A 25,053-nucleotide genomic window follows, 5' to 3' on the forward strand; every position below is an offset into this window, starting at 1 on the left:
GCTCCCATGACCGCTCCCACGACCGACGCCGAGCAGCCCGACGCCGAGCACGCCACGCCCGACGGCGAGCCCGACACGAGCCCGGGTCCGGAGCGGTCGCACGTCCCCGGCGCGCACGACCGTCGCGGCGTCTTCGAGGTGGGGGAGCGCATCCAGCTGACCGACCCGAAGGGCCGTCTGCACACGATCACGCTCGAGCCCGGGCGCGAGTTCCACACCCACCGCGGATTCCTGCGCCACGACGACCTCATCGGCTCCCACGACGGCTCCGTCGTGACGAACACCGCCGGTGTCGAGTACCTCGCGCTGCGGCCGCTGCTCAGCGACTACGTCATGTCGATGCCGCGCGGCGCGGCGGTCGTCTACCCGAAGGACTCGGGCCAGATCGTCCAGATGGCCGACATCTTCCCGGGGGCGACGGTCGTCGAGGCGGGCGTCGGCAGCGGGGCGCTGTCGATGTCGCTCCTGCGTGCCATCGGTGAGCGGGGCCGCCTGCTGTCGTTCGAGCGTCGCGAGGACTTCGCCGAGATCGCCCGCGGCAACGGGCGGGCCTTCTTCGGGGGCGACCACCCGGCCTGGACCGTCACGGTCGGAGACCTCGTCGAGACGCTCCCGTCCGTCGCCGAGGCGGGGACCGTCGACCGGGTCGTGCTCGACATGCTCGCGCCCTGGGAGTGCCTCGACGCCGTCTCCGACGCGCTCATCCCCGGTGGCGTGCTCATCTGCTACGTCGCCACGACGACCCAGCTGAGCCGGGTGGCCGAGGGCATCCGCGCCCACGGCGGCTTCACCGAGCCCTCCGCGTGGGAGTCGCTCGTGCGCGGCTGGCACCTCGAGGGGCTCGCCGTGCGTCCCCAGCACCGGATGCACGGGCACACCGGCTTCCTCATCACGACCCGTCGCCTCGCTCCCGGCGTCGTCCCGCCCGAGCGCAAGCGTCGCCCGGCCAAGGGCGCCTACGGTGACGCGGGTGACGCCGGCACGGCGTCACTCGACAGCCCGGACGGGCCGTCGGGTGCTGCCACGCCCGTCGCCGGCTCCACGGCGTCGACGGACATCCCGGCGGACGCCTGGACGCCCGAGGCGCTCGGTGAGCGGGTCAAGAGCGACAAGACGATCCGACGCGTCCGCCGATCACTGGCTGAAACGTCCGACGACAACGGCTGAGACGGGGTTAGGGTCGAATCGTCACTATGTGCGAGTGACGGATTGAGGAGGCCGAGATGTCTGATGACGTCCGCAACCCAGACCCCCACGGTGCCGCCGGCGCCGGAGTCCCCGGAGCGGGGGACCGCGAGCTCGCAGCCCTGCGTGCCGAGGTCGATTCGCTGCGTGAGGTGGCACGACACTCTCCGCAGCGCACCCGTGAGCTCGAGGCGCGGCTCGCCCACGTCCAGACGAGCCTGTCGACGCTGTCGTCCCAGAACGAGCGCCTCGTGCGCACGCTCAAGGACGCCCGCGAGCAGATCGTCACGCTGAAGAAGGAGGTCGACCGCCTCGCCCAGCCGCCGAGCACCTACGGTCTCGTCATCGACCCTCCGGAGGACGGCTCGATCGACATCATCACCGGCGGTCGCAAGATGCGTGTCGCGATCAGCCCGTCCGTCGACCAGCAGGAGCTCGGCCTCGGCCGTGAGGTCATGCTCAACGAGGCCCTCAACGTGGTCTCCGTCCACGGCTACGAGCGCGTCGGCGAGGTCGTCACGGTCAAGGAGCGCCTCGACGACGACCGTGTCGTGGTCGTCACGCACGGCGACGAGGAGCGCGTGTGCCGCATCGCGACGCCCCTGCTCGGCGAGCACTTCCGCGTCGGCGACTCCCTCACCCTCGACCCGAGGTCCAACTTCGTCCACGAGGTCGTGCCCAAGCTCGAGGTCGAGGAGCTCGTCCTCGAGGAGGTGCCCGACGTCGAGTACGAGGACATCGGTGGCCTCGCCGGCCAGATCGAGCAGATCCGCGACGCCGTCGAGCTGCCGTTCCTGCATCCCGAGCTCTACAAGGAGCACGCGCTCAAGCCGCCGAAGGGCGTGCTGCTCTACGGACCGCCCGGCTGTGGCAAGACGCTCATCGCCAAGGCGGTCGCCGCGTCCCTCGCCCGCCAGGTCGCCGCACGCACCGGCAAGCAGACGGAGAAGAGCTACTTCCTCAACATCAAGGGCCCCGAGCTGCTCAACAAGTACGTCGGCGAGACCGAGCGCCACATCAGGCTCATCTTCCAGCGCGCCCGCGAGAAGGCCTCCGACGGCACGCCCGTCGTCGTCTTCTTCGACGAGATGGACTCGCTCTTCCGCACCCGCGGCTCCGGCGTGTCCAGCGACGTCGAGACGACGATCGTGCCGCAGCTGCTCGCCGAGATCGACGGCGTCGAGCGCCTCGACAACGTCATCGTCATCGGGGCCTCCAACCGCGAGGACATGATCGACCCGGCCATCCTGCGACCCGGCCGTCTCGACGCCAAGATCAAGATCGAGCGGCCCGACGCCGAGAGCGCGCGCGACATCTTCAGCAAGTACCTCGTCGACACGCTGCCGCTGCACGAGCACGACCTGGCCGTCAACGGCGGTGACCGAGACGCGACCGTGGAGGCGATGATCACGGCGGCCGTCGAGCGGATGTACTCCGAGATGGAGGAGAACCGCTTCCTCGAGGTGACGTACCAGGGCGGCGACAAGGAGATCCTCTACTTCAAGGACTTCAACTCGGGCGCGATGATCCAGAACATCGTCGACCGGGCCAAGAAGCTCGCGATCAAGGACTTCCTGACGACCGGCCAGAAGGGCATCCGCGTCGAGCACCTGCTCAACAGCTGTGTCGACGAGTTCAAGGAGAACGAGGACCTGCCCAACACGACCAACCCCGACGACTGGGCACGGATCAGCGGCAAGAAGGGCGAGCGGATCGTCTACATCCGCACGCTGCTCAAGGGCAAGGACGGCACCGAGCCCGGCCGGTCCATCGCCACCGCCAACACCGGCCAGTACCTCTGAACGGATCGCACCGGGACGGCAGGCGCCCACTCGAACCCACGGGGTCGGGTGGGCGCCGTGCGTCTGCCGTCAGGGTGTCGGTGCGATGCGCTCGACGCGACGGACGGCATACGCCCCGAGGGCCCGCCAGCCGAGCAGGAAGAGCGCCAGCACGACCGACGCGACCACGACGAAGCTGAGGGCCGTGCCCGACCCGACCGCGCGCCGCAGCAGCATGCCGACGAGGACGGTCGCGAACCAGACGGTCACGCCGGGGGCGACGTCGAGCGGCCATGACCGGCGCACGACCCGCACGACGAGCCAGCCGAGGCCGGTCCCGACGAGGAAGGGCCAGGCCGTCGACAGGACACCGAGCGCCGGGCTCGACTCGTCGTGGCTCGCCCGACCGACCGCGGCGAAGACGAGGACGAGCACGACGTCGAGGAGCAAGGCGATCGCGGGGCGTCGCCACCAGACGGGTCGGCTCATGAGGGCGTGTCGAAGGGGAGCCTGGCCTGCGGCGGCGCGTGGGTGGGGTCCACGCCCTCGAAGAGCGAGCTCACCGAGCGGCCGTGGTGGATCCGGCTGATCGCCTCGGCGAAGAGTGCCGACACCGACCGCACCTTGAGCTCGGGCCAGCCGTCCGGAGCAGGGACGGTGTCGGTCGTGACGACCTCGGTGACGAAGGGGTGGTCACGCAGCCGCTCGACGGCCTTGCCGGCAAAGAGGCCGTGGGTGCAGACGATGGCGGCCTCGGTCGCGCCGGCGTCCTTGAGGCGGTCCATCAGCTCGAGCATCGAGCCACCGGTCGCGATCTCGTCGTCGAGGATGATCGCCCGGCGACCCGAGACGTCGCCGACGATCGAGTCGATGACGACGCGGTCGTCGGCCACCCGCTGCTTCGAGCCGGCAGCGACGGGCAGCCCGAGCAGGCGGGCGAACTGGGTCGCGACCTTGGCGTTGCCGAGATCGGGGCTGACGACGATCGAGCCCTCGAGGTCGTTGTCGCGGAAGTGGTCGGCGAGGACCCCGATCGCCGTCAGGTGGTCGACGGGCGTCGAGAAGAAGCCGTGCACCTGGGGCGCGTGGAGGGCCATGGTCAGGACCCGGTGGCAGCCGGCCGTCGAGATCATGTCGGCCACGAGCCGTCCGCCGAGGGAGATGCGCGAGGCGTCCTTCTTGTCGGAGCGGGCGTAGGCGTAGTGCGGCATGACCGCCGTGATCTGGGCCGCCGAGGCGCCGCGCGCCGCGTCGATCATGAGGAGCAGCTCCATGAGGTGCTCCTGCGTCGGCGGCACGAGCGGCTGGACGATGTAGACGTCGCGCTGGCGGCAGTTGGCGAGCAGCTGCGCCTGCAGGCAGTCGTTGCTGAACCGTTTGATGTCGACGGGGGACCGGGTCACCCCGAGATGGGAGCAGATCCGGTCGGCCAGGGCGGGGTGCGCCGAGCCGCTGAACACGACGACATCGTTCACTTCGAGACCATCCCTCACGAGACTCGCGTGCGTTCGCAGACTATCCGACCGTTCCCGGTCGCGCGTGCCGGGCGACCCACAGGGCGAGCTCCGCGCGAGCGGCGCCGCCGACCCGGGTGGCCCCGGGAAAGCTCATGAAGCCGTGCGGGACGCGAGCGTAGTTGGTGTGCTGCACCTCGACCCCGGCGGCGCGGAGGGCCTCGGCGTACGCCGTCCCCTCGTCGCGGAGCGGGTCGAGGTCGGCCGTCTGGACGAGGGTCGCAGGCAGCCCTGTGAGGTCGTCGGCGTGCAGCGGTGACACGAGCGGGTCGAGCGGGTCGAGGGCGTCGTCACCGTCGCCGAGGTAGTGCGCGAGGAACGCGTCCATGTCGCTGCGGGTGAGGATCGGCGCGGCCGAGTGCTGGGCCACCGACGGCGAGCTCATCGTCGCGTCGACGGCCGGGTAGACGAGGGCCTCGTAGGCCACGTCGGCACCACCCTCGGAACGCAGCACCTGGGCGGCCACGGCCGCGAGGTTGCCGCCGGCCGAGTCGCCCGCGAGGCCGAGACCGGTGTGCCGGATGCCGTCACCCGCGGCGTCGGAGGCGGCCCAGCGGGCCGCGTCGATGCAGTCGTGGGCGGCCTGGGGTGCCCGGTGCTCCGGGGCGAGGCGGTAGTCGACGTTGAGCACGGTCACTCGGGCGCGGTCGGCGATCCAGGCGCAGATCGGGTCGTATCCCCGCGTGTTGCCGAGCACCCAGCCGCCTCCGTGGAACCACAGCATGGCGGGTAGGGCCTCGCCTGCGGCGTCCCTCGGACGGTAGGTGCGCACGTCGACGGAGTGGCCGTCCCGTGCGGCGAAGCTCGTCCCCGCGATCTCGACCCCGGCGGGTACGGGACCCGTGACCCACGTGAAGGGCAGCCGCGCAGGCGCGAACCACGCTCTGCTGCGGGCGATCTCGTCGTCGGAGAGCATCCGGGACCCGTCGCGCGTGCGGCTCAGCACGCGGGCGAGCAGCTTGGTGCGCAGAGGCATGTCCCACGAGTCGGTGACCGTCACGGCGTCAGTCTCGCACCGGTTCCTGATCGTCGTCGCACCGGGCGCGCTGACGCCCGCCCGGCGACGCTGCGGCCATTCCGGCCGTGCCTCAGGCAGGATTGGCCCATGCCCGGCGACTCGGAGAGGACGCAGCCCCCCACGGACGGGGCCGTCTCCCGACCCGCCGAGGCAGCGGACGACACCACGGGGGAGACCATGCGCCGGACGGCGGAGCACGAGCAGGACCAGACCGAGGAGCGTGAGCAGCGCTCCGATGCGACGACGGAGATTCCGGACACCGAGGCCGGAGCCGATGCCGGAGCCCGAACCACCACCGGTGACGGCGGCCCGCCCGGCGTGGAGGTCATCGAGCCGCCCATCCCGGAACGCGTGCGTCGTCCCGTCGACGGCGTCCGCCTGGCTGCGGCGGTCGTCTTCCTCGTGCTCGGTCTCGTCGTGGCCGACGTCGCCTCGGGCACCCGTGGTGCGGTCGAGCAGGACCTGACCGATGCGACGAGCGGGCTTCCCCGGCTGCTGCTCACGCTGCTCGGGTGGATGAGCGGCATCGGCGTCCTGCTCCTGCCGATCGGCGTGGGCGCGGACCTGCTCGTGCGCCGCCGCCCCATGCAGCTCATCCAGGCGCTCGGTGCCGCCGTCGTCGGCGGCGTCCTCGTCATCGTGCTCGCCGTGCTCGTCCACTCGGGCAACGGCGGTTTCGTCACCGACGTGCTGACCCGGCCCACCCCGACGGGCCGCACCGGTCCGCTCGACATCGTCATCGTCTCGATGGTCGCGCTGCTGACCGTCGCCGACATCTCCGGCCGCAAGTGGATCTCGCCGATCGCGACGATCGTCGTCATCGCGACCCTCGTGACGACCCTGCTCTCGGGAGCCATGACCCTCGCGGCCCTCGTCAGCTCGCTCCTGCTCGGATGGATCGTCGGCCTCGCCTTCCGCCTCGCCTTCGGCGTGACCTCCACCCGCCCACCCGGGGTCGAGGTGGCCGCGGTGCTCGTCTCGGGCGGTGTGCCCCTGACGCGCCTCGAGCTCATCGACGCCAACGACGCCGGGGACCGCCGCTACATCGGCACCACCCACGACGGGACGCTGGACGTCCACGTCATCGACCGCGACACCTTCGGGCTCGCCTCCGGTCGGCGCCTGCTGCGCGTGCTGAGGCTGCGGAGCGGCTTCACCAGACCGCCCGCGCTGACCTTGCGCTCCGAGATCGAGCACCGGACCCTGATGGGGCTGGCCCTGCACGACGCGGGCGTCCGCGCTCCTCGGCCGGTCGCCGTGACCGAGGTCGGTCCCTTCTCTGCGGTCATCGCCTACGACGAGCCGCAGGGCACCCCGCTCACCGAGGTCGACGGTGACCTCGACGACGCCCGGCTCGCGGCGATCTGGCGGCTGGCCGCCACCTTGCACCGACGTCGCATCGTGCACCGGCAGCTCGGACCGTCGACGATCCTCGTCGACGACCACGGGCGCGTCGCCCTGTCCCGGCTCGGCAGCGGGGACGTCGCGGCCGACGACATCAGCCTGCGCATCGACCTCGCCCAGCTGCTCACGACCGTGGCGCTGGCCGTCGGCCCCGAGCGGACCGTCGACTCGGCCGTCGCAGCCCTCGGCGAGGACGCCGTCCTGCGCGCCGTTCCCGTGCTCCAGCCGGTCGCGCTGAGTCCCGACGCGCGTGTGGCGCTCAAGGAGTCCAAGTCGGTCATGGGCGAGCTGCGCGAGCGGCTCGTCGCCCTCCGCCCCAAGGCCGAGGCCGTCGAGCCCGTCCAGCTGCGTCGCATCTCGGCGCGCGGCGTCGTCACCCTGCTCGGTGGAGGCATCGCCGGCTACCTGCTCCTGACGCAGCTGGCCCAGGTCGACATCGGCCAGGTCGTCAGCACGGCCGACTGGCGCTGGGCCGCCCTCCTGCTCCTCTTCGCGGCGGCCACCTTCGCCGGTGCCTCCATCGCGCTGGCCGGCGCGGTCCAGATCCACCTGAGGTTCATCCGGACCTACATGACGCAGCTCGCCGTGGCGTTCAGCGGCCTCGTGGCCCCGGCCGCCGTCGGCAACATCGCGCTGAACACTCGCTACCTGCAGACCTCCGGCCTGTCGCCGACGATCGCCGGCGCCAGCGTCGGCGTCGCGCAGGTGGCCCAGTTCTGCTCGTACTTCGTCCTGCTCGTCATCTCTGGCGTCCTGGCCGGCACCGGCCCGGCGGTCTCGTTCAGCCCGTCCCCGGTGCTCGTCGCGGCGATCCTCGTCGTCGTCATCCTCGCCCTCGGGCTGCTCGCGCTGCCGAAGGTCCGGGCGCTGCTCACCGACCGCGTGCTCCCGCAGGTCAAGTCGGCCGTCCCGCAGGTCCTCGCCGTCCTCCAGCACCCGGCCAAGCTCACCCAGCTGCTCGGCGGTGCGCTCCTGCTCGACATGTCGTTCGTCGCCGCGCTCGTGTGCGCCACGAGGGCCTTCGGTGCCGACGCACCCGTCGCAGCGATCGCCGTCGTCTACTTCGCGGGCGCCATCGTCGGCTCGGCCGTCCCGACGCCCGGTGGCCTGGGCGGCATCGAGGCCGCGATGTCCTTCGGGCTCATCTCCATCGGCGTCGACAGCGGCACCGCCGTCTCGTCCGTCCTGCTCTACCGGCTCGCCACCTACTGGCTGCCGATCCCGTTCGGGTGGTTCTCGCTCAACCGGCTGCAGAAGGTCGGGGCCATCTAGCCCCGGCCGGACGGCATACGCGCTCGGTCGGGACGAGACCGGACGAGACCGGACGTGGCTCGCGCGGACGGGACGGTTATCGTCGGGCCATGACGGTGCGGCGGATCATGGGGCTCGAGACCGAGTACGGCATCTCCGTGCCCGGCGACCCGATGGCCAACCCGATGTTCCTGTCGGGCCAGGTCATCAGCGTGTACGCCGCCGCGCAGGGGATCCGGTCCAACCAGTCGAGCTGGGACTACGCCTTCGAGGACCCGCTGCGCGACGCACGCGGGTGGCAGCTCGACCGGCAGACCGCCGACCCGAGCCAGCTGACCGACATCGAGGACCCGACGCTCGCCAACGTCGTGCTGACCAACGGCGCCCGCTACTACGTCGACCACGCCCACCCCGAGTACAGCTCGCCCGAGGTCACCCTGCCCCGCGGCGCCGTGACCTGGGACCGGGCGGGCGACGCGATCGCGCTCGAGTCGGTGCGCCTGCTCGCCGCCCGTCCCGGGCAGCCACCGGTCAACCTCTACAAGAACAACGCCGACGGCAAGGGCCAGTCCTACGGCACGCACGAGAACTACCTCATGCCGCGGCGCACCCCCTTCCCCGAGATCGTGCGACACCTCATCCCGTTCTTCGTGACGCGTCAGGTCGTCTGCGGTGCGGGGCGTGTCGGGATCGGCGTCGACAGCAGGGGAGCGGGCTACCAGATCTCCCAGCGCGCAGACTTCTTCGAGACCGAGGTCGGCCTCGAGACGACCCTCAAGCGCCCGATCATCAACACCCGCGACGAGCCCCACGCCGTGGCCGACCGCTACCGGCGCCTGCACGTCATCATCGGCGACGCGAACCACCTCGACGTCGCGACCCTGCTCAAGACCGGCACGACCTCGCTCGTGCTCGGGATGATCGAGGACGGCCATCTCACCGAGGACTGGTCGGTGCGCCGACCGGTCGCCGCCCTCCAGAGCGTCTCGCACGACCCGACGCTCACCGCCGCCCTCGAGCTCGTCGACGGACGCAGGATGACGGCGCTCGACGTCCAGTGGATGTACCTCGAGGCCGCCCGCGCCTGGCTCGACCGGCGCGGCGACGACCCGGAGGCCGAGGCGACCGCCGAGGTCATGGGCCTGTGGGAGGAGGTCCTCACCGGTCTCGGGCGCGACGTCATGTCCTGTGCACCCCTGCTCGACTGGGTCGCCAAGCTGCAGCTCCTCGAGGGCTACCGGGCTCGTGACGGCCTCGCGTGGGACGACCACCGCCTCGCGGCCATCGACATCCAGTGGGCCGACGTGCGCCCCGAGAAGGGGCTCGTCCACCGCCTGCGCGACCGCGGGCTGCTCCGTGACCTCGTGACGCCCGAGGAGGTCAAGGCGGCCCAGACGACCCCACCGGAGGACACGCGCGCGTGGTTCCGCGGCGAGTGCGTCCGTCGCTTCACCGGCCAGGTCTTCTCGGCCAGCTGGGACTCGGTCGTCTTCGACGTGCCCGGTCGCGCCAGTCTGCAGCGGGTCCCCATCCTCGAGCCGGAGCGCGGCACCCGGGCGCAGGTCGGCACGCTGCTCGAGCAGAGCGCCGACGTGGGAGAGCTGCTCCGCGGCCTGGCCACGCCCGAGTAGGGAGCCCAGGGCGCCCGGTGTGCCCCGGTGTGTCCTCGGGCCGCCCCGCAGCGTGGCTGCCGACCGCGTCGGTGGACGCAACGCGGCGCGGGCCGTCGGTTCCCGGTGCCGTCGTGAGCAGCGCCGGGGGAGAGGCGCGTCCACCGTCGGCGGTGGGTGCTCGGACCGCGGGGTGCACACGGGTTAGGGTCGGGGGACGAGGTCGTCCACGTCTGGGAGGTAGCCATGCCGGGTCAGGAGCACGTCAAGCCGCAGCGTCGTGACGAGGAGCCGTCGGAGACACCGGAGGCACCGCCGACGGCGCCCGCCGGCGCTGCCGTCAAGGAGGGCCTCTCCGACGACATCGACAGCGTCCTCGACGAGATCGACGGTGTCCTGGAGTCGAACGCCGAGGAGTTCGTCCGCGGTTTCGTGCAGAAGGGCGGCCAGTGACCCAGTGGTCCACGGGGCGGCCTCGCCGGCTCGACGACGCCTTCCTCAGCGCGGGCTCCTCGTCGTTCAGCGAGTTCGTCTCCGCCTACCGTCCTGAGCTGCTCCCGTCGGGTCGGCGCCTGCCGTCAGGGGCGAGCATCGAGGCGCCGCACGGCACGACCATCGTCTCCCTGCTCTTCGACGGAGGCGTCGTCATGGCCGGCGACCGTCGCGCCACCATGGGCAACGTCATCGCCAACCGGGACATGGAGAAGGTCTTCGCCGCCGACGACTACAGCGTCGTCGGGATCGCCGGCACGGCCGGGATCGCGATCGAGCTCGTCCGGCTCTACCAGGTCGAGCTCGAGCACTACGAGAAGATCGAGGGCGCCATCATGTCGCTCGAGGGCAAGGCCAACCGCCTCGCCTCGATGATCCGGGGCAACCTCTCCCTCGCCATGCAGGGCCTCACCGTCGTCCCGACGTATGCCGGCTTCGACCTCGAGTCGGCCACCGGGCGGATCTACTCCTACGACGTCACGGGCGGCTGCTACATCGAGGGCGGTCACCACTCGACCGGGTCGGGCTCCGTCTTCGCCCGCGGCGCCCTCAAGAAGCTGTGGCGACCGGGCCTCGAGGAGCAGCAGGCCGTGTCGGTGGCCATCGAGGCGCTCTACGACGCCGCCGACGACGACTCCGCCACCGGTGGCCCCGACCTCGGCCGCCAGATCTGGCCGACCGTCGCCGTGGTCGACCACTCCGGCGCCCGATTCGTGGCAGCCGACGTCCTCGAGGAGCACGTGCAGCGTGTCGTGGCCGCCCGTCGCGGCAACCCGGGAGGTGCCCGATGAGCATGCCGTTCTACGTCCCGCCCGAGCAGGTCATGAAGGACCGGGCCGACTTCGCGCGCAAGGGGATCGCGCGTGGACGCTCGGTCATCGTGGTCGGCTACGACCGCGGCATCGCCTTCGTCGCCGAGAACCCGTCGCGGGCCCTGCACAAGGTGTCCGAGATCTACGACCGCATCGCCTTCGCGGCGGTCGGTCGCTACAACGAGTTCGAGAGCCTGCGGGTCGCCGGCATCCGGTATGCCGACCTGCGCGGCTACTCCTACGACCGCACCGACGTCACGGCGCGGGCCCTCGCCAACACGTACGCCCAGACGCTCGGCGCAGTGTTCACCCAGGAGTCAAAGCCGTTCGAGATCGAGATCGTCGTGGCCGAGGTCGGGGTCGACAGCGACACCGACCAGATCTTCCGGCTCACCTACGACGGGTCGGTCGCCGACGAGCAGGGCTTCGTGGCCATGGGTGGCGCCAGCGACGCCGCCGAGGAGCGTCTCGGCACCGGCTGGCGGCCGGGCATGACCCTGGCCGAGGTCCTGCGACTGGCCGTCGACGTGCTCGGCGCCGGCGAGAACGGCGAGCGCCGTGCCCTCGACGAGGGCCAGCTCGAGGTGGCGGTGCTCGACCGCGACCGTCCCCGGCGCTCGTTCCGACGCATCGTCGGCCCGTTGCTGACGCGGCTGCTGGGGGAGACGCCCGCGCCCACTGAGGCACCCGCACCCACCGAGGCACCCGCACCCACCGAGGCGGCCGCCGGCGCAGATGACGCGGAGCCCGCTGCAGGAGAAGGCGGTCCGGCGAGCGCGGGCGGATCCGTGGACGGTCCCGGAGCTGCGACACCACCCGCCTGACGACCAGGGCACCGCGCCGCGGTGCACACGACGAAGGCCGCCCACCGAGATGGTGGGCGGCCTTCGTGTCGCGCGGTGCCGTGACCCCGGATCCGGGGCGACGACGGTGCGTCAGCGGCGGTTGGCGCCGACCCGGTCGCTCGAGGCGCTGCGCTGGTAGTAGGACGACTGGTCCGAGCCGTACGACGGGCTCTCGCCCTCGGTGTCGTCCTGCTCCTCGTCGTCCTGCTCGACGTCTGCCTCGGCCGCCGGCTGAACGTCCTCGTCGGCCTGCTGGGCCTGCTCGGCATCGGGCGAGACGGTCTCGGGTGAGGCCTGCTCAGCGCTCTCGTCGTCGGCGGCAGATGCCTCCTGGACGGCCGGGACGGGCTGCTGGACGTCGGCCACCTGGGGCGGCTGCGCCGGCTTGTCAGGGGCACCGAGCGTGTCCATGAGAGCGCCGCCACCGAGGGTGGCGAGCATCTGACGGACGTTGCCGAGCTGCGCGGTGATGCTGTCGCGCTGGGCCGTGGCCGCGGCGAGCTCGCGGTCGGACTCCTCGCGCAGGCGCGAGGCGTGGTCGCGCGCCTCGGACACGATCTGGTCGGACTGGGCCTGGGCGTTCTCGAGCAGGCGCTCGGCCTTGGCGCGCATCTCGTGCGCGTCGTGCTCGGCGCGCTCGGTCAGCTGACGCAGGCGCGACTCGCTCTCGTTGAGCGCGGCCTCCTGCTGCTGGCGACGAGCCTCGAACTCGGCGTCGGCCGACTCGCGGCGCGCGGCGAGCTTGACCTCGAGCTCGGCGGAGGCGGTGGAGGCCTTGAGGCGGTGCGACTCGTACTCCGCCGCGGCCTCCTGGCGCTGGGCTGCGGTGACGCTCTGGGCCTCGGCCACGATGGCCTGGGCCTCGCGGTTGGCCTGCGCGATGATGCGGACGGCTTCCTCGTCGGCGCGGGCGCGGGCCTGCTCGGCGTACGTCGCGGTCGTGGCCTTGAGCTCGGCGGCGGCACGGTTGGCACGCTCGCGGATCTCGTCGGCCTCGCCGTTGGCGCGCGTGCGCATCTCACCGGCCTCCTGGTCGGCGAGCGACAGGATCTGGGCGATGCGCTCACCGAGGTCGGCGAACGTCTGGGCGGGGGCGGGCGAGCTGTTCTTCTTGAGGTCGGCCATGACCCGCGACTGCTGCCCCAGCTGTCCCCGCAGGTCGGTGAGGGCCGCGTTGAGCTTGGTCAGTTCGACGCTCCGCTCGGCGGCATCCTTCTTGGCCGCCTGCAGGGTGCGGTTCTGCGACTCGATGAAGGAGTCAACCTCTTCGGGCTCGTAGCCGCGGCGGGAGAACTTGAAGTGCGGTCTGTCGATCATTTCCGTCCAATGCAGGGGATCGTGGAGGGGTACGGCAAGAGGGGACAGCGGCCATTGTGACAGCCACACGAGACTGACTATCACAGACGTCGGCCTGTGGGACACCGTGCCGGACGATCGTCGCGACACCGAGACACGGAGCGGACGCGCGACCCCCGGGAGGAGTCCTGGAGGGTCGGCCGGGGTCCCGAGCACGAGCGCCCGCACGTCTGTTCGCACCCGGGCGCGCGCGGCCAGCCGCGCCGATGCGTGGTCGTGCCCGACGGCCACGGGACCCGCCGCCTAGAGTTGGTTCATGGAGCGGCGGATCTTCGGGATCGAGAACGAGTACGGCGTCACCTGCACGACGCAGGGCCAACGGCGCCTGACTCCGGACGAGGTCGCCCGCTACCTCTTCCGCCGTGTCGTCGCCTGGGGCCGGTCGAGCAACGTCTTCCTCGGCAACGGCGCCCGGCTCTACCTCGACGTGGGGTCCCACCCGGAGTACGCCACGGCCGAGTGCGACTCCGTGCGCGAGCTCGTCATCCAGGACAAGGCGGGGGAGCGCATCCTCGAGGGCCTCGTCGAGGACGCCCAGGGCAGGCTGCGAGACGACGGCGTCGAGGGCGAGATCTTCGTCTTCAAGAACAACACCGACTCCGCCGGCAACTCCTACGGCTGCCACGAGAACTACCTCTACGGGCGCTCCGGGGACTTCCAGCGCGTCTCCGACATGTTCATCCCGTTCCTCATCAGTCGCCAGATCATCTGCGGGGCGGGCAAGGTCGTGGCCACCGCCCACGGCGCGAGCTTCGCCGTGAGCCAGCGCGCCGACCACATCTGGGAGGGCGTGTCGTCGGCGACGACCCGCAGCCGGCCCATCATCAACACCCGCGACGAGCCGCACGCCGACGCCGAGAAGTACCGCCGCCTGCACGTCATCGTCGGCGACTCCAACATGTCCGAGACGACCAACCTGCTCAAGGTGGGCAGCGCCGACCTCGTCCTGCGGATGATCGAGTCGGGCGTGGTCATGCGCGACCTCTCCATGGAGAACCCCATCCGAGCGATCCGCACGATGAGCCACGACCCGACGGGACGGGCCACCGTCCGGCTCGCCAACGGCCGCGAGCTGTCGGCCCTCGACATGCAGCGCGAGTACCTCGACAAGGCCATCGAGTTCGTCGACCGCGAGGGGATGGACAGCCCCGACACGAAGCAGGTCATCGACCTGTGGGGCCGGGCCCTCGACGCGATCGGGTCGGGTGACCTCGACGCGATCGAGACCGAGATCGACTGGGTCATCAAGTACCGCCTCATCGAGCGCTACCGCGCGAAGCACGGGCTCGCGCTCACCGACGCCCGGATCCAGCAGATCGACCTCGCCTACCACGACATCAACCGGCGGCGCGGCCTCTTCTACCTGCTCCAGCGCCACGGGCGGACGGCCCGCGTCTCCTCCGACGTCGAGGTCTTCGAGGCCAAGGTGCGCCCGCCGCAGACGACCCGGGCCAAGCTGCGCGGCGACTTCATCCGCGCCGCGCAGGCCCACGGCCGGGACTTCACGGTCGACTGGGTGCACCTCAAGCTCAACGACCAGGCGCAGCGCACCGTGCTGTGCAAGGACCCGTTCCGCTCGGTGGACGAGCGGGTCGAGCGCCTCATGGAGACCATCGACCGGTCGCCCACGATCCAGCGCCCGCTCTGACCCGGAGGTGCCGGCCGGACCTGTGCGGACCTGTCAGTGCGCTGTGAAGCGCGCACAAGGGTGAGCGTTACAGTGGCTGGGATTTGCCCTGCGGGACCTCCACGCCCGCCCGCCCCGACCGAAAGTCTTCCCCTGTGCGTCCCAACCGTCCGGCCGCTCGCACGGCCGTTGCCCTGATCGCTGCCCTCGGCCTGACCACCCTCGCCGCGTGCGGGTCCGGCTCGTCCGGCTCCTCCGGCTCCGCCACGACGACCGTCGCGGCCTCGGCCGCCCTCAAGGGCGTCACCGCGACCGGCGCCGTCGACCTCAAGACGGCACCCAAGGTCACCCTCGGTGCGACGCCGATCAGCTCGAAGGCCGTCGAGCACAAGGTCCTGACGCCGGGCACCGGCAAGGCCGCGACCAAGGCCGACACCGTGCGCCTGCGCGCCCAGATCTACAACGGCACGAGCGGCAAGCTCATCGACGACGGTTACGCCGCCGGTCGCTCCGCGGAGGCCTACCGCCTCGGCCGCACCGACATCGTCGCGGGCTTCACCGAGGGCCTCGTCGGCGCCACCAAGGGCGGCCGGATCGCCTTCACGATCCCGCCCGAGAAGGGCTTCGGCACCGCCGGCAACGACCAGCTCGGCGTCAAGGGCACCGACACCATCGTCGTCGTCGCCGACATCGAGGACGTCCACACGCCCCTGACGCAGGTCGACGGGACCCAGACGGCCGCACCGGCGGGCCTGCCCACCGTCGAGTTCAAGAACGGCCCGACCAAGGAGCCGACCGTCACGGTGCCCAAGACGGCCGCCCCGACGACGACGCAGCAGGCCACGCTCATCCAGGGCACCGGCGCGACGGTCCAGAAGGGCCAGACCATCAGCGCCCAGTACCACGGCGTCCTCTGGAAGGACGGCAGCGTCTTCGACTCCTCGTGGCAGCGTGGCGCGGCAGCGGACTTCCCGATCGGCGTCGGCGGCGTCATCCCCGGTTGGGACAAGACGCTCGTGGGCAAGAAGGTGGGTAGCCGCGTGCTGCTCGTCATCCCCCCGGCAGACGGCTACGGCAAGGCCGGCAGCGCGCCCAAGATCTCCGGCACCGACACGCTCGTCTTCGTCGTCGACATCCTCGACGCGTACTGACCGAGGCACCCACCGCACCACCGACCGAGTTCACGAACGAAAGGGAACACGCAGCATGGCACTCGACCCGAACCGCACGAAGCCCGAGATCGACTTCCCGGAGGGCGACGCGCCCGCCGACCTCGTCGTCGAGGACCTCATCGAGGGTGACGGCCGCGAGGCGAAGGCCGGTGACACGGTCAGCGCCCACTACGTCGGCGTCGCGCACTCGACGGGCGAGGAGTTCGACTCGTCGTGGAACCGCGGCAGCGCCCTCGACTTCCGTCTCGGCGTCGGCATGGTCATCCCCGGCTGGGACAAGGGCATCGAGGGCATGAAGGTCGGCGGTCGGCGCAAGCTGACGATCCCGGCCCACCTCGCCTACGGCGAGCGTGGCGCGGGCGCTGCCATCAAGCCCGGTGAGACGCTGATCTTCGTCGTCGACCTCGACGACGTCAGATAGTCGCGGCCCAGGTGGCTCGCCGGGTTCGGCGAGCCACCTGACCTCCCGCCGTCGCTCCTCGACTCGCTCGCTGCGCTCCCGTCGCTCGTCAGTCCAGGTGTGACGCGCCCCGAACCAATCGGGCGGCATACCGCCCCGCGACGGCCGCGCCGAGGAATCCGGCGCGGTCGTCGTCGTACCCGCGCCCCATCGTGCGCAGGGGCACCGGCGTGTCGCGCAGCGCCGCGTCGAGCCCGTCGGTCGCCACCTCACGGAGCGTCAGCCGTCCCCGACTCGCGGCGCACAGGGCCTGAGCCTGCTCGAGCACCCGCACGCCCACCTCGCCGGCAAGCAGCGGCACCGGCACGTCGCCGGGCACGAGCGCCACGCGGCCGTATGCCGTGAGGCTGTGGTGGGAGACCCCGCGGTGCCGCTCGCGTGGGTCGGCCTCCGAGATCCGCAGGGAGCAGACGGGGCGGCCGCCGAGGGTCCCCGCAGCGTTGACGGCCTCGCCCGCCGAGGTGCCGGAGAAGCCCCACCGCGTGCCGGTGCCGAGGTTGCCGGGCCCCTGCGAGACGACGACGACGTCGGCCCCGACGACGTGGTGCGCGGCCAGCAGGCCGGTGTGGACGTTGACCGCCTCGAGGTCGCCGCCGAAGGCCTGCCCGACCGTGATCGCAGCCTCGAGCCAGCCGGCCTCGCGCAGGCCGGCCACCGTCCGGGAGAAGTCGATGGGCAACGCGCCGCCGTCGGTCATGACGTAGGCGATCCGCAGGGAGGGGGCGGCGTCCCGCATCCCGGCGAGCACCGCGGGAAGGGCCGAGTGGAGGTCGGCCACGACGACGGGAAGGCCGGCGACGTCGTCGGCATCGGCGAGCACCGCGTGGTGCTCGCTGTCCTGCTCGTCGACGCCGAGGACCATCGTCTGGGAGGGCGTGTAGCGCGCCTTGACGACGTGGCCCGGCACGGCCGTGACGTCGTCGACGGGACGGGGGAGCGCGTCGGGCGCGGCGACGACGATGGCCAGGCCGCCGGTACCCAGCCCTCGCTCGAGGGCGGTCGTGTTGAGCAGCACGGCGGTCCCGGGGGTGAGGTCGCCGACGACGTCGACGTAGCCGAGCGCCCGGACGACGTCACCAGACGGAAGCCGGACGGCATACTCGACCGCGCGCGCCCAGCGGGAGCGCACCTCGACCACGACACCCCGGCGCCACTGGATCATGGGGTGACCCTATTCGATCGCATGTTCGGGTAGCGTCGGACTGCCCCCACGCGCCGCGCCCCTTCAGGAAGGTCTCGATGAGCCCTGCGTCTGCCTCGGCCGACAAGACCGAACGGCTGCTCAACCTCATCCTCGCGCTGAAGTCCGCGCGGCGACCGGTCTCGAAGCAGAAGATCCGCGAGTCGCTGCCGGCCTACGCCGCCGCGACCTCCGACGAGGCCTTCGACCGGATGTTCGAGCGGGACAAGGACGAGCTGCGCGAGATGGGCATCCCCATCACGACGACGGTCCTCGACGTCCTCTTCGACGACGAGGTCGGCTACCGCATCGACGCGAGCGAGACCACGCTGCCGGCGATCAGCTTCGAGGCCGACGAGGTCGCCGCCCTGGCGCTGGCCGCGCGCGCGTGGTCCACCGCGAGCATCTCCGGCGCCGCGTCCGCAGGCCTGCGCAAGCTGCGCCTCTCGGGCGTCGAGATCGACGAGTCCGTGGCCGCGGGTGCCGAGCCGCGCATCCGCACCAAGGAGCCGGCCTTCGAGGCCGTCCACGCCGCGGTGTCGGCCCTGCAGCCCATCACCTTCGACTACCGCAAGAACGACGGCGAGCTCACGACCCGCCACGTGCAGCCGTGGGCGCTGAAGAACTGGCACGGACGCTGGTACCTCACCGGCTTCGACGTCGACCGCGGCGACGAGCGCGCCTTCCGCCTGAGCCGCTTCGAGGGCACCGTGCGTCGCAAGGGACGGGCAGGTTCGTATGCCGTCCCGTCCGACCACGTGCCCGAGGTGGCCCTCGAGGCGCAGCTGCCCGAGCCCGAGGGCACCGCTGTCGTGCGGGTGCGGCACGGGAGGGGCCACACCCTGCGCCGGCACGCCCAGCGCACGACCGAGGTCGACGAGCGGTGGGCCGAGATCGAGGTGCCCTACCGCCGCGGCACGACCGAGCGCGACGTCGTCGCCCTCGGCACGCACGCCGTCGCCGTCTCGCCACCCGAGCTCGTCGCCGGGGTGAGGTCCGCGCTGCGGGCCGTGCTGGACGCGCAGGCGGGGCCGGCAGGGCTGGCGGGGCAGTCCGATGACGTGCAGGTGCGGACGGAGGAGCACGCATGAGCGCCACCCGACGCACGCCGGCACGCCGGGTGCCCGAGACGGCCACGCAGCGCCTGGGACGGCTGCTCGACATGGTGCCGTGGCTGCTCCAGCACCGGGGCGTCTCGATCGCCGAGGCGGCGCAGGAGTTCGGGGTCGACGAGCACCAGGTCGTCGAGGACCTTGAGCTGCTCTTCGTGTGCGGGACCCCCGGCTACGGCCATGCCGAGCTCATCGACGCGCAGTGGGACAGCGGCCACATCTACCTCGACAACGCCGACGACATCGCCGCTCCGATGCGCCTGACGCGTGACGAGGCCGTCACCCTGACCGCCGGCCTGCAGGCCCTGGGATCGACGCTCGTCGGCTCCGACGTCGCCGAGCGCACCCTCGAGAAGATCCGCGCCGCGGCCGCGACGACCGTCGGCGAGCCCACCGGCCGGATCGACCTCGACCTCGACGACGGGAGCCAGCACCCGGCCATGGCGACCCTCAAGGACGCCTTCGCCCGCGGTCGTCGGGTCCACCTGCGCTACTACGTCGCGACGCGTGACGAGTCGACCGAGCGTGACGTCGACATCATGCGGATCCTCAACCTCGACGCCCAGTGGTACGTCGAGGGCTACTGCCACCGCGCCGAGGACGTCCGGCTCTTCCGGCTCGACCGCATCGAGGACGCCGCGGTGCTCGACGTCGACGGCACGCCGCCCGCGGACGCCCGTCCGCGCGACCTCGACGACGTCTTCGTCCCGGGCGAGAACGACGTCACCGTCGTCATCGAGGCCAGCCGGTGGGCGGCGTGGATCGCCGACTACTACCCGAACGAAGGCGTGGAGCGCGGCCCCGACGGGTCGCTCCGGGTCACGCTCAAGGTGGCCGACCCCGCGCTCGTGCGACGGCTCGTGCTGCGTCTCGCGGGTGAGGCCCGGGTGCTCGAGCCGCCCGAGCTCGTCGACGCCGTGGCCGTCGAGGCCCGGTCCGCGCTGGCCGCCTACGGCCCGAACGGCTGACCACTTCGACGCGCCGACGGCGTCGGGGCTGTGCAAGAGGTGTCCACCAGGTGACCACAGGTGCCCACATGGCGGTCAGTTGGCCGTTCTCACTGGCGCCGCACGGTCCAGGTTCACCGGGCGCACGTATGCTGGACACCTGCAGCACCGAGGCTGCACCATGACGGTTCGGATCCGGACCGGCTTTCGACGAGGAGACGTAACCATGCCCAACCTGGGTGCCCCCGAACTCATCATCATCGCGGTCGTGCTCATCGCCCTGTTCGGCTGGAAGAAGCTCCCCGACATGGCCCGCAGCCTCGGCCGCTCCGCCCGGGTCTTCAAGTCCGAGGTCGACGAGCTGAAGAAGGACGGCAAGCCCGTCCCGAGCGACGCGTCGCAGACGACCGTGCCGGGTGACGTCGTGGACGCCGAGGCAGAGCGCCGTGCCGCCGAGGCCCGTCTCGCCGATGCCGAGCGTCGCGCCGCCGAGGCCCGCGCCGAGGCCGACCGCCTCCGTGCCGCGGCCCCGAGCCCCACGACGACGCCGACGTCGGGCACCGACGACGTCCGCCGCGACACGACGTTCTGAGTGGGTCGGATCCCGAACCCATCACACGGAGCTCCCTGAATGCCGTCACTGCGACGCCAGCGCGACCCCGAGGGGCGGATGTCGCTCGGCGATCACCTCCGTGAGCTGCGCAACCGCATCACCATCAGCGCCATCGCCATCATCATCGGCGGCGTCGTCGGCTGGATCTACTACAACCAGGTCATCAACGCGCTGACCAAGCCGCTGCGTGAGCTGCAGGCCGGTCGCGAGGGCGTCGTCAACATCAACTTCGCCGGCATGACGGACGCGTTCGCGCTCCAGCTGACGACGTCGCTCTTCGTCGGGCTCATCCTCGCGTCGCCGGTGTGGCTCTTCCAGATCTGGGGCTTCATCGTCCCGGGACTGACGAAGAAGGAGAAGCTCATCGCGCGGCTCTTCGTCGTCGCCGCGGTGCCGCTCTTCCTCGCCGGGTGCTTCTTCGCGTTCATCATGGTGCCCAAGGCCGTCGCGGTCCTGCTCGGCTTCACGCCGGAGGGCGCCTACAACCTCCAGGACGGGTCGCAGTACCTCAACTTCGTCCTCAAGTTCATCGTCGCCTTCGGCTGCGCGTTCCTGCTCCCGGTGTTCCTCGTGGCGCTCAACCTCGTCGGCATCCTGCCGGCGCAGGCGATGCTCAAGGGTTGGCGGCCGGCCGTCATGATCATCCTCGTCTTCGCGGCGATCATGACCCCGACGCCCGACGCGTACACCATGCTCTTCCTCGCCAGTCCCATGGTGCTGCTCTACTTCGCCTCGGTCGGCATCGCCTTCCTGCTCGACCGGCGCAAGGCGGAGCACAAGCCCGACTGGCTGGACGTCCCCGACGACCAGGCCTCTGCCCTGTAGCGTTCGGGTGTGTCCCAGCGTGTCGCCCTGATCGTCAACCCCACGTCGGGAAAGGGCGTCGGCCGAGCGATGGGCGAGGAGACGCGCAGGCTGCTCCACGCGGCAGGTCATGACGTCGTCGACGTGTCGGGCAGCGACTACCAGCAGGCCCGCATGCGGGCCCGCGAGGCCGTCGCCGACGGCGTCGACACGGTGGTCGTCGTCGGGGGTGATGGCATGGTCCACCTCGGGGTCAACCTCTGTGCGGGCACACCGTCGCGTCTCGCCGTCGTGGCGGCCGGGACGGGCAACGACTTCGCCCGCAACCTCGGCCTGCCGGTGCGTGACGCCCGGGCTGCCGTCGCACTGCTCGCCGAAGGACGCACGCGCGACATCGACCTCGGTCGGGTCAGCCACGGCGTGGCCGGCGAGAAGTGGTTCGGCGGGGTCCTCGGCGCCGGTTTCGACGCCGTCGTCAACGCTCGCGCCCAGCGCATGACGTGGCCGCGGGGGCAGATGCGCTACAACCTGGCAGTGCTGCGTGAGCTCCCCGTCTTCCGTCCCATCCCGTATGCCGTCGAGCTCGACGGGCGCCGGCTCGAGACGCGGGCGATGCTCGTCGCCGTCGCCAACACGACCTCCTTCGGCGGGGGCATGCGCGTGTGTCCCGACGCCGACGTCACCGACGGTCTCTTCGACGTCATGATCGTCCACGCGCTGTCGATCCCGTCGTTCCTCCGGGTCTTCCCCAAGGTCTACTCCGGAACGCACACCACCCACCCGGCCGTCGAGATCCATCGCGCCCGGCGAGTTCGCTTGGAGGCGAGCGGTATCCACTCACAGGCCGATGGCGAGACGTTCGCCGACCTACCGATCGACGCCGAGGTCGTGCCCGGTGCCCTGCACGTCGTGACCCCGATGGAGGTGCCTGCGTGATCGCCACGTGGCCGAAGCTCGCGGAGTTCGCCGCCCGTCTCGACTTCCCGCTCGACGACTTCCAGACCGAGGCCTGTCGGGCGGTCGAGGAGGGCCGCGGCGTCCTCGTGGCGGCACCCACGGGAGCCGGCAAGACGATCGTCGGCGAGTTCGCGGTGCACCTGGCCCTCGCGACGGGGCGCAAGGCGTTCTACACGACCCCGATCAAGGCCCTGTCCAACCAGAAGTACACCGACCTCGTGCGCGTCCACGGCGCCGACCGGGTCGGCCTGCTGACCGGTGACGCCTCCATCAACGGCGAGGCCCCGATCGTCGTCATGACGACCGAGGTCCTGCGCAACATGATGTACGCGGGGTCGACGACCCTGCGCGGGCTCGGCTGGGTCGTCATGGACGAGGTCCACTACCTCGCCGACCGTTTCCGCGGGGCGGTGTGGGAGGAGGTCATCATCCACCTGCCCCCGGACGTCAGCGTCGTGTCACTGTCGGCGACGGTGAGCAACGCCGAGGAGTTCGGCGCGTGGCTCGGGGAGGTGCGCGGCGACACCGAGGTCATCGTCTCGGAGCACCGTCCGGTGCCGCTGTGGCAGCACATGATGGTCGGCCAGACGCTCTTCGACCTCTTCGTCGAGGAGCGCGACGGCCGCGAGGACGACGAGCACTTCGTGGCCGCACCGGGGCGCTACTCGGTGAGCGTCAACCCCGACCTCGTCCACGCCATCCGCGGCACCGAGGGTCGGGGTGCGTGGGACTCGCACTGGGTCAGCTCGCGCGGAGGCCGCGACAAGGGCCGTCCGCGCGGCAAGGGCGCGCGCGGCGGGTCCGGGGGCGGCGGACGCGGCGGACGGGACGACTGGGCCGGGCGGGGCCGTCGTGGCGCCGACGCGCCGGCCGGACGCGGGCCCGGCGGCGGCGACGGCGGACGCGGCTTCGCCCGTGGTGGTCGTCCCGGTGGCGGGGCGACCCGCGCGGAGGTCATCGAGCGCCTCGAGCGCGAGGGCCTGCTGCCGGCGATCACCTTCATCTTCAGCCGCGCAGGTTGCGACGGCGCCGTCGGGCAGCTGCTGTCGAGCGGCATGCGCCTCATCCCCGAGTCGGAGGGTGAGGCGAACCGTCGCCTCGTCGAGGAGCGCATCCAGGGCCTCGCCGAGGAGGACCTGTCGGTGCTCGGCTACTGGGACTTCGTCGACGGCCTCTCGCGTGGGTTCGCCGCCCACCACGCCGGCATGCTGCCGACGTTCCGCGAGATCGTCGAGGAGCTGTTCACGGCCGGCCGGGTCAGGGCCGTCTTCGCGACGGAGACCCTGGCGCTGGGCATCAACATGCCAGCGCGGACCGTCGTGCTCGAGAAGCTCGTGAAGTTCAACGGCGAGAACCACGTCGACATCTCGCCCGCCGAGTACACCCAGCTCACCGGACGTGCCGGTCGCCGCGGCATCGACATCGAAGGTCATGCCGTCGTCCTCTGGAACCGTGGTCTCGACCCCGCCGGGGTCGCGGGCCTCGCGTCGACGCGCACGTACCCGCTGCGCTCGAGCTTCCGGCCGACCTACAACATGGCCGTCAACCTCGTGCGCCAGTTCGGCCGCGAGAGCGCCCGCGAGATCCTCGAGACGTCGTTCGCCCAGTTCCAGGCAGACCGGGCCGTCGTGGGCTTCGTCCGCACGGTGCGCCGCAACGAGGAGGCCCTCGCCGGCTACGCCGAGCAGATGACCTGCCACCTCGGCGACTTCTCCGAGTACGCCGCGATCCGCAACGAGATCCGCGACGTCGAGAAGGAGGGGGCCAAGGCCCGGTCGGCGTCGATGCGCACGGCAGCGGCGATCTCCTTGGAGTCGCTGAAGATCGGCGACATCGTGCGCATCCCCGCCGGACGTCACAGCGGCCTGGCCGTCGTCGTCATGCCCAACCGCGGCGGCAAGGGGGAGTCGGCGTCGCCCGCCGTCGTCACCGAGGACCACCAGCTGCGCCGGCTGACGCTGCACGACGTCCCGACACCCCTGGAGCCACTCGGCTCGATGCGCGTGCCCAAGCAGTTCAACGCCCGCAACCCCAAGGCTCGTCGTGACCTGGCGGCGACCCTGCGCGCGACGATGCCGCACGACCCGCCGCCGCGTCACCGTCAGGCCGACGGCGACCCGACGGACGACCGCGTCGACGAGCTGCGTCGGCGGATGAAGGCGCACCCCTGCCACCGCTGCCCCGACCGCGAGAACCACGCCCGTTGGGCTGAGCGCTGGTGGCGCCTCCGGCGCGAGACCGACGGCATCCAGCGCAAGATCGACGGCCGCACGAACTCCGTCGCCAAGACGTTCGACCGCATCTGCGAGCTGCTCGTCGAGATGGGCTACCTCGGGGTCGGCGGTCAGACGGTCACGCCTGACGGCGACCGCCTTCGCCAGCTCTACACCGAGAAGGACCTGCTCGCCGCCGAGTCGCTGCGCGAAGGGGTCTGGCGCCGGCTCGACCCGCCGTCGCTCGCCGCCATCGTGTCGACGCTCGTGCACGAGCCGCGCCGGGAGGAGACCGGACTCACGCCGCGGTGGCCCAACGACGACGTGCGCGAGGCGTACGACCGGATGATCCGGATCTGGTCCGACCTCGAGGACGCCGAGGGCGCCCTGACGCTCCCACGCACGGGTATGCCGGACGGTGGCCTCGCGTGGGCCATGCACCGGTGGGCGAGCGGGCAGCGCCTCGAGGACGTGCTCCGGGGGACCGACCTCGCTGCCGGTGACTTCGTGCGTCGGTGCAAGCAGGTCATCGACCTGCTGGGTCAGCTGACCGACGCGGCGGACCCGGACCTGGCGACGACGGCCCGTCGGGCCAGTGACGGCGTCCTGCGCGGGGTCGTGGCGGCCGACCGGCTCGACTGACGGGCTGGGGCCCTCGCCTCCAGCGCCGCCGGACGATTGTCGTCGCGAGCACCCGGTC

21 protein-coding genes are annotated in these 25,053 nt (G+C 71.6%); 16 read left to right on the plus strand and 5 right to left on the minus strand.

What is annotated here, in order from left to right; genetic code table 11:
- The first annotated feature begins 6 nt into the window (after positions 1–6).
- Together H283_RS0114315 and arc are read left to right on the plus strand one after the other, a co-directional pair.
- Positions 7–1,167 carry a tRNA (adenine-N1)-methyltransferase gene (locus H283_RS0114315; RefSeq protein WP_020144212.1) on the plus strand — a complete coding sequence of 387 codons (1,161 nt, stop codon included), beginning with the start codon at positions 7–9 and terminating at the stop codon, positions 1,165–1,167.
- A 56-nt stretch (positions 1,168–1,223) separates the two neighbouring features.
- Positions 1,224–2,987, plus strand: coding sequence for a proteasome ATPase (gene arc / locus H283_RS0114320; protein ID WP_020144213.1), 1,764 nt, complete (start codon positions 1,224–1,226; stop codon positions 2,985–2,987).
- Positions 2,988–3,056: 69 nt separating this feature from the next.
- Here the strand turns inward: arc and H283_RS0114325 are convergent, their stop codons facing one another.
- Genes H283_RS0114325 through H283_RS25235 form a run of 3 tightly spaced genes read right to left on the minus strand, consistent with a single transcriptional unit; the run spans position 3,057 to position 5,480 of the window.
- Entirely contained in the window at positions 3,057–3,455 is a 399-nt protein-coding gene (locus H283_RS0114325) for a DUF3054 domain-containing protein (RefSeq protein ID WP_020144214.1), read from the minus strand.
- Positions 3,452–4,441: a ribose-phosphate pyrophosphokinase gene (locus H283_RS0114330; protein ID WP_020144215.1), complete on the minus strand. Its 990-nt coding sequence runs from the start codon at positions 4,439–4,441 to the stop codon at positions 3,452–3,454. Before H283_RS0114330 ends, H283_RS0114325 begins: the two co-directional genes overlap by 4 nt.
- A 40-nt stretch (positions 4,442–4,481) precedes the next feature.
- The gene (locus H283_RS25235; RefSeq protein ID WP_020144216.1) at positions 4,482–5,480 is read right to left on the minus strand and encodes an alpha/beta hydrolase; all 999 of its coding nucleotides are present in this window, start codon (positions 5,478–5,480) and stop codon (positions 4,482–4,484) included.
- Between the two features lie 105 nt (positions 5,481–5,585).
- On the opposite strand from H283_RS25235, the gene H283_RS0114340 reads away from it, so the two are divergent.
- The 5 genes from H283_RS0114340 (at position 5,586) to prcA (ending at position 11,891) form a co-directional block, all read left to right on the plus strand.
- Complete coding sequence (locus H283_RS0114340; protein WP_020144217.1) at positions 5,586–8,174, plus strand: lysylphosphatidylglycerol synthase transmembrane domain-containing protein; 2,589 nt, start codon at positions 5,586–5,588, stop codon at positions 8,172–8,174.
- 89 nt (positions 8,175–8,263) lie between these two features.
- Positions 8,264–9,784, plus strand: coding sequence for a depupylase/deamidase Dop (dop, locus tag H283_RS0114345; RefSeq protein WP_020144218.1), 1,521 nt, complete (start codon positions 8,264–8,266; stop codon positions 9,782–9,784).
- 225 nt (positions 9,785–10,009) lie between these two features.
- Positions 10,010–10,216 carry a ubiquitin-like protein Pup gene (locus tag H283_RS0114350; protein ID WP_020144219.1) on the plus strand — a complete coding sequence of 69 codons (207 nt, stop codon included), beginning with the start codon at positions 10,010–10,012 and terminating at the stop codon, positions 10,214–10,216.
- Positions 10,213–11,046: a proteasome subunit beta gene (gene prcB, locus H283_RS0114355; RefSeq protein WP_020144220.1), complete on the plus strand. Its 834-nt coding sequence runs from the start codon at positions 10,213–10,215 to the stop codon at positions 11,044–11,046. Before H283_RS0114350 ends, prcB begins: the two co-directional genes overlap by 4 nt.
- Positions 11,043–11,891, plus strand: a complete 849-nt coding sequence (gene prcA / locus H283_RS0114360; protein WP_020144221.1) for a proteasome subunit alpha — start codon at positions 11,043–11,045, stop codon at positions 11,889–11,891. Before prcB ends, prcA begins: the two co-directional genes overlap by 4 nt.
- A gap of 111 nt (positions 11,892–12,002) precedes the next feature.
- Here the strand turns inward: prcA and H283_RS0114365 are convergent, their stop codons facing one another.
- Positions 12,003–13,229, minus strand: coding sequence for a hypothetical protein (locus H283_RS0114365; protein ID WP_020144222.1), 1,227 nt, complete (start codon positions 13,227–13,229; stop codon positions 12,003–12,005).
- 295 nt (positions 13,230–13,524) lie between these two features.
- On the opposite strand from H283_RS0114365, the gene pafA reads away from it, so the two are divergent.
- From pafA to H283_RS0114380, 3 genes are all read left to right on the plus strand, one after another.
- Positions 13,525–14,916 (plus strand): Pup--protein ligase, encoded by a 1,392-nt coding sequence (gene pafA, locus H283_RS0114370; RefSeq protein WP_020144223.1) that lies wholly within the window; start codon positions 13,525–13,527, stop codon positions 14,914–14,916.
- A 134-nt stretch (positions 14,917–15,050) separates the two neighbouring features.
- The gene (locus H283_RS0114375) at positions 15,051–16,046 is read left to right on the plus strand and encodes an FKBP-type peptidyl-prolyl cis-trans isomerase (protein WP_020144224.1); all 996 of its coding nucleotides are present in this window, start codon (positions 15,051–15,053) and stop codon (positions 16,044–16,046) included.
- 55 nt (positions 16,047–16,101) lie between these two features.
- Complete coding sequence (locus tag H283_RS0114380) at positions 16,102–16,488, plus strand: FKBP-type peptidyl-prolyl cis-trans isomerase (RefSeq protein WP_020144225.1); 387 nt, start codon at positions 16,102–16,104, stop codon at positions 16,486–16,488.
- Positions 16,489–16,576: 88 nt separating this feature from the next.
- Here H283_RS0114380 and H283_RS0114385 read toward each other — a convergent pair whose 3' ends face one another.
- Positions 16,577–17,689 carry a DUF3866 family protein gene (locus tag H283_RS0114385; RefSeq protein ID WP_020144226.1) on the minus strand — a complete coding sequence of 371 codons (1,113 nt, stop codon included), beginning with the start codon at positions 17,687–17,689 and terminating at the stop codon, positions 16,577–16,579.
- A gap of 77 nt (positions 17,690–17,766) precedes the next feature.
- On the opposite strand from H283_RS0114385, the gene H283_RS25240 reads away from it, so the two are divergent.
- The 6 genes from H283_RS25240 (at position 17,767) to H283_RS0114415 (ending at position 24,995) form a co-directional block, all read left to right on the plus strand.
- The gene (locus H283_RS25240) at positions 17,767–18,798 is read left to right on the plus strand and encodes a YafY family protein (RefSeq protein WP_020144227.1); all 1,032 of its coding nucleotides are present in this window, start codon (positions 17,767–17,769) and stop codon (positions 18,796–18,798) included.
- Entirely contained in the window at positions 18,795–19,787 is a 993-nt protein-coding gene (locus tag H283_RS0114395) for a YafY family protein (RefSeq protein WP_020144228.1), read from the plus strand. The genes H283_RS25240 and H283_RS0114395 overlap by 4 nt, the downstream gene beginning before the upstream one ends.
- 205 nt (positions 19,788–19,992) lie before the next feature.
- Positions 19,993–20,358: a Sec-independent protein translocase subunit TatA gene (gene tatA, locus H283_RS26740; RefSeq protein WP_020144229.1), complete on the plus strand. Its 366-nt coding sequence runs from the start codon at positions 19,993–19,995 to the stop codon at positions 20,356–20,358.
- A 39-nt stretch (positions 20,359–20,397) separates the two neighbouring features.
- Positions 20,398–21,204: a twin-arginine translocase subunit TatC gene (gene tatC / locus H283_RS0114405; RefSeq protein ID WP_231372287.1), complete on the plus strand. Its 807-nt coding sequence runs from the start codon at positions 20,398–20,400 to the stop codon at positions 21,202–21,204.
- A 9-nt stretch (positions 21,205–21,213) separates the two neighbouring features.
- A complete protein-coding gene (locus H283_RS0114410; protein WP_020144231.1) occupies positions 21,214–22,119 on the plus strand; it encodes a diacylglycerol kinase in 906 nt (301 codons plus the stop codon).
- A complete protein-coding gene (locus H283_RS0114415) occupies positions 22,116–24,995 on the plus strand; it encodes an RNA helicase (protein WP_020144232.1) in 2,880 nt (959 codons plus the stop codon). Before H283_RS0114410 ends, H283_RS0114415 begins: the two co-directional genes overlap by 4 nt.
- The last annotated feature ends 58 nt before the right edge of the window (positions 24,996–25,053 follow it).

It is taken from the genome of Terracoccus sp. 273MFTsu3.1 (genome assembly GCF_000383675.1).
In the GTDB taxonomy this organism is placed as follows: Bacteria; Actinomycetota; Actinomycetes; order Actinomycetales; family Dermatophilaceae; genus Terrabacter.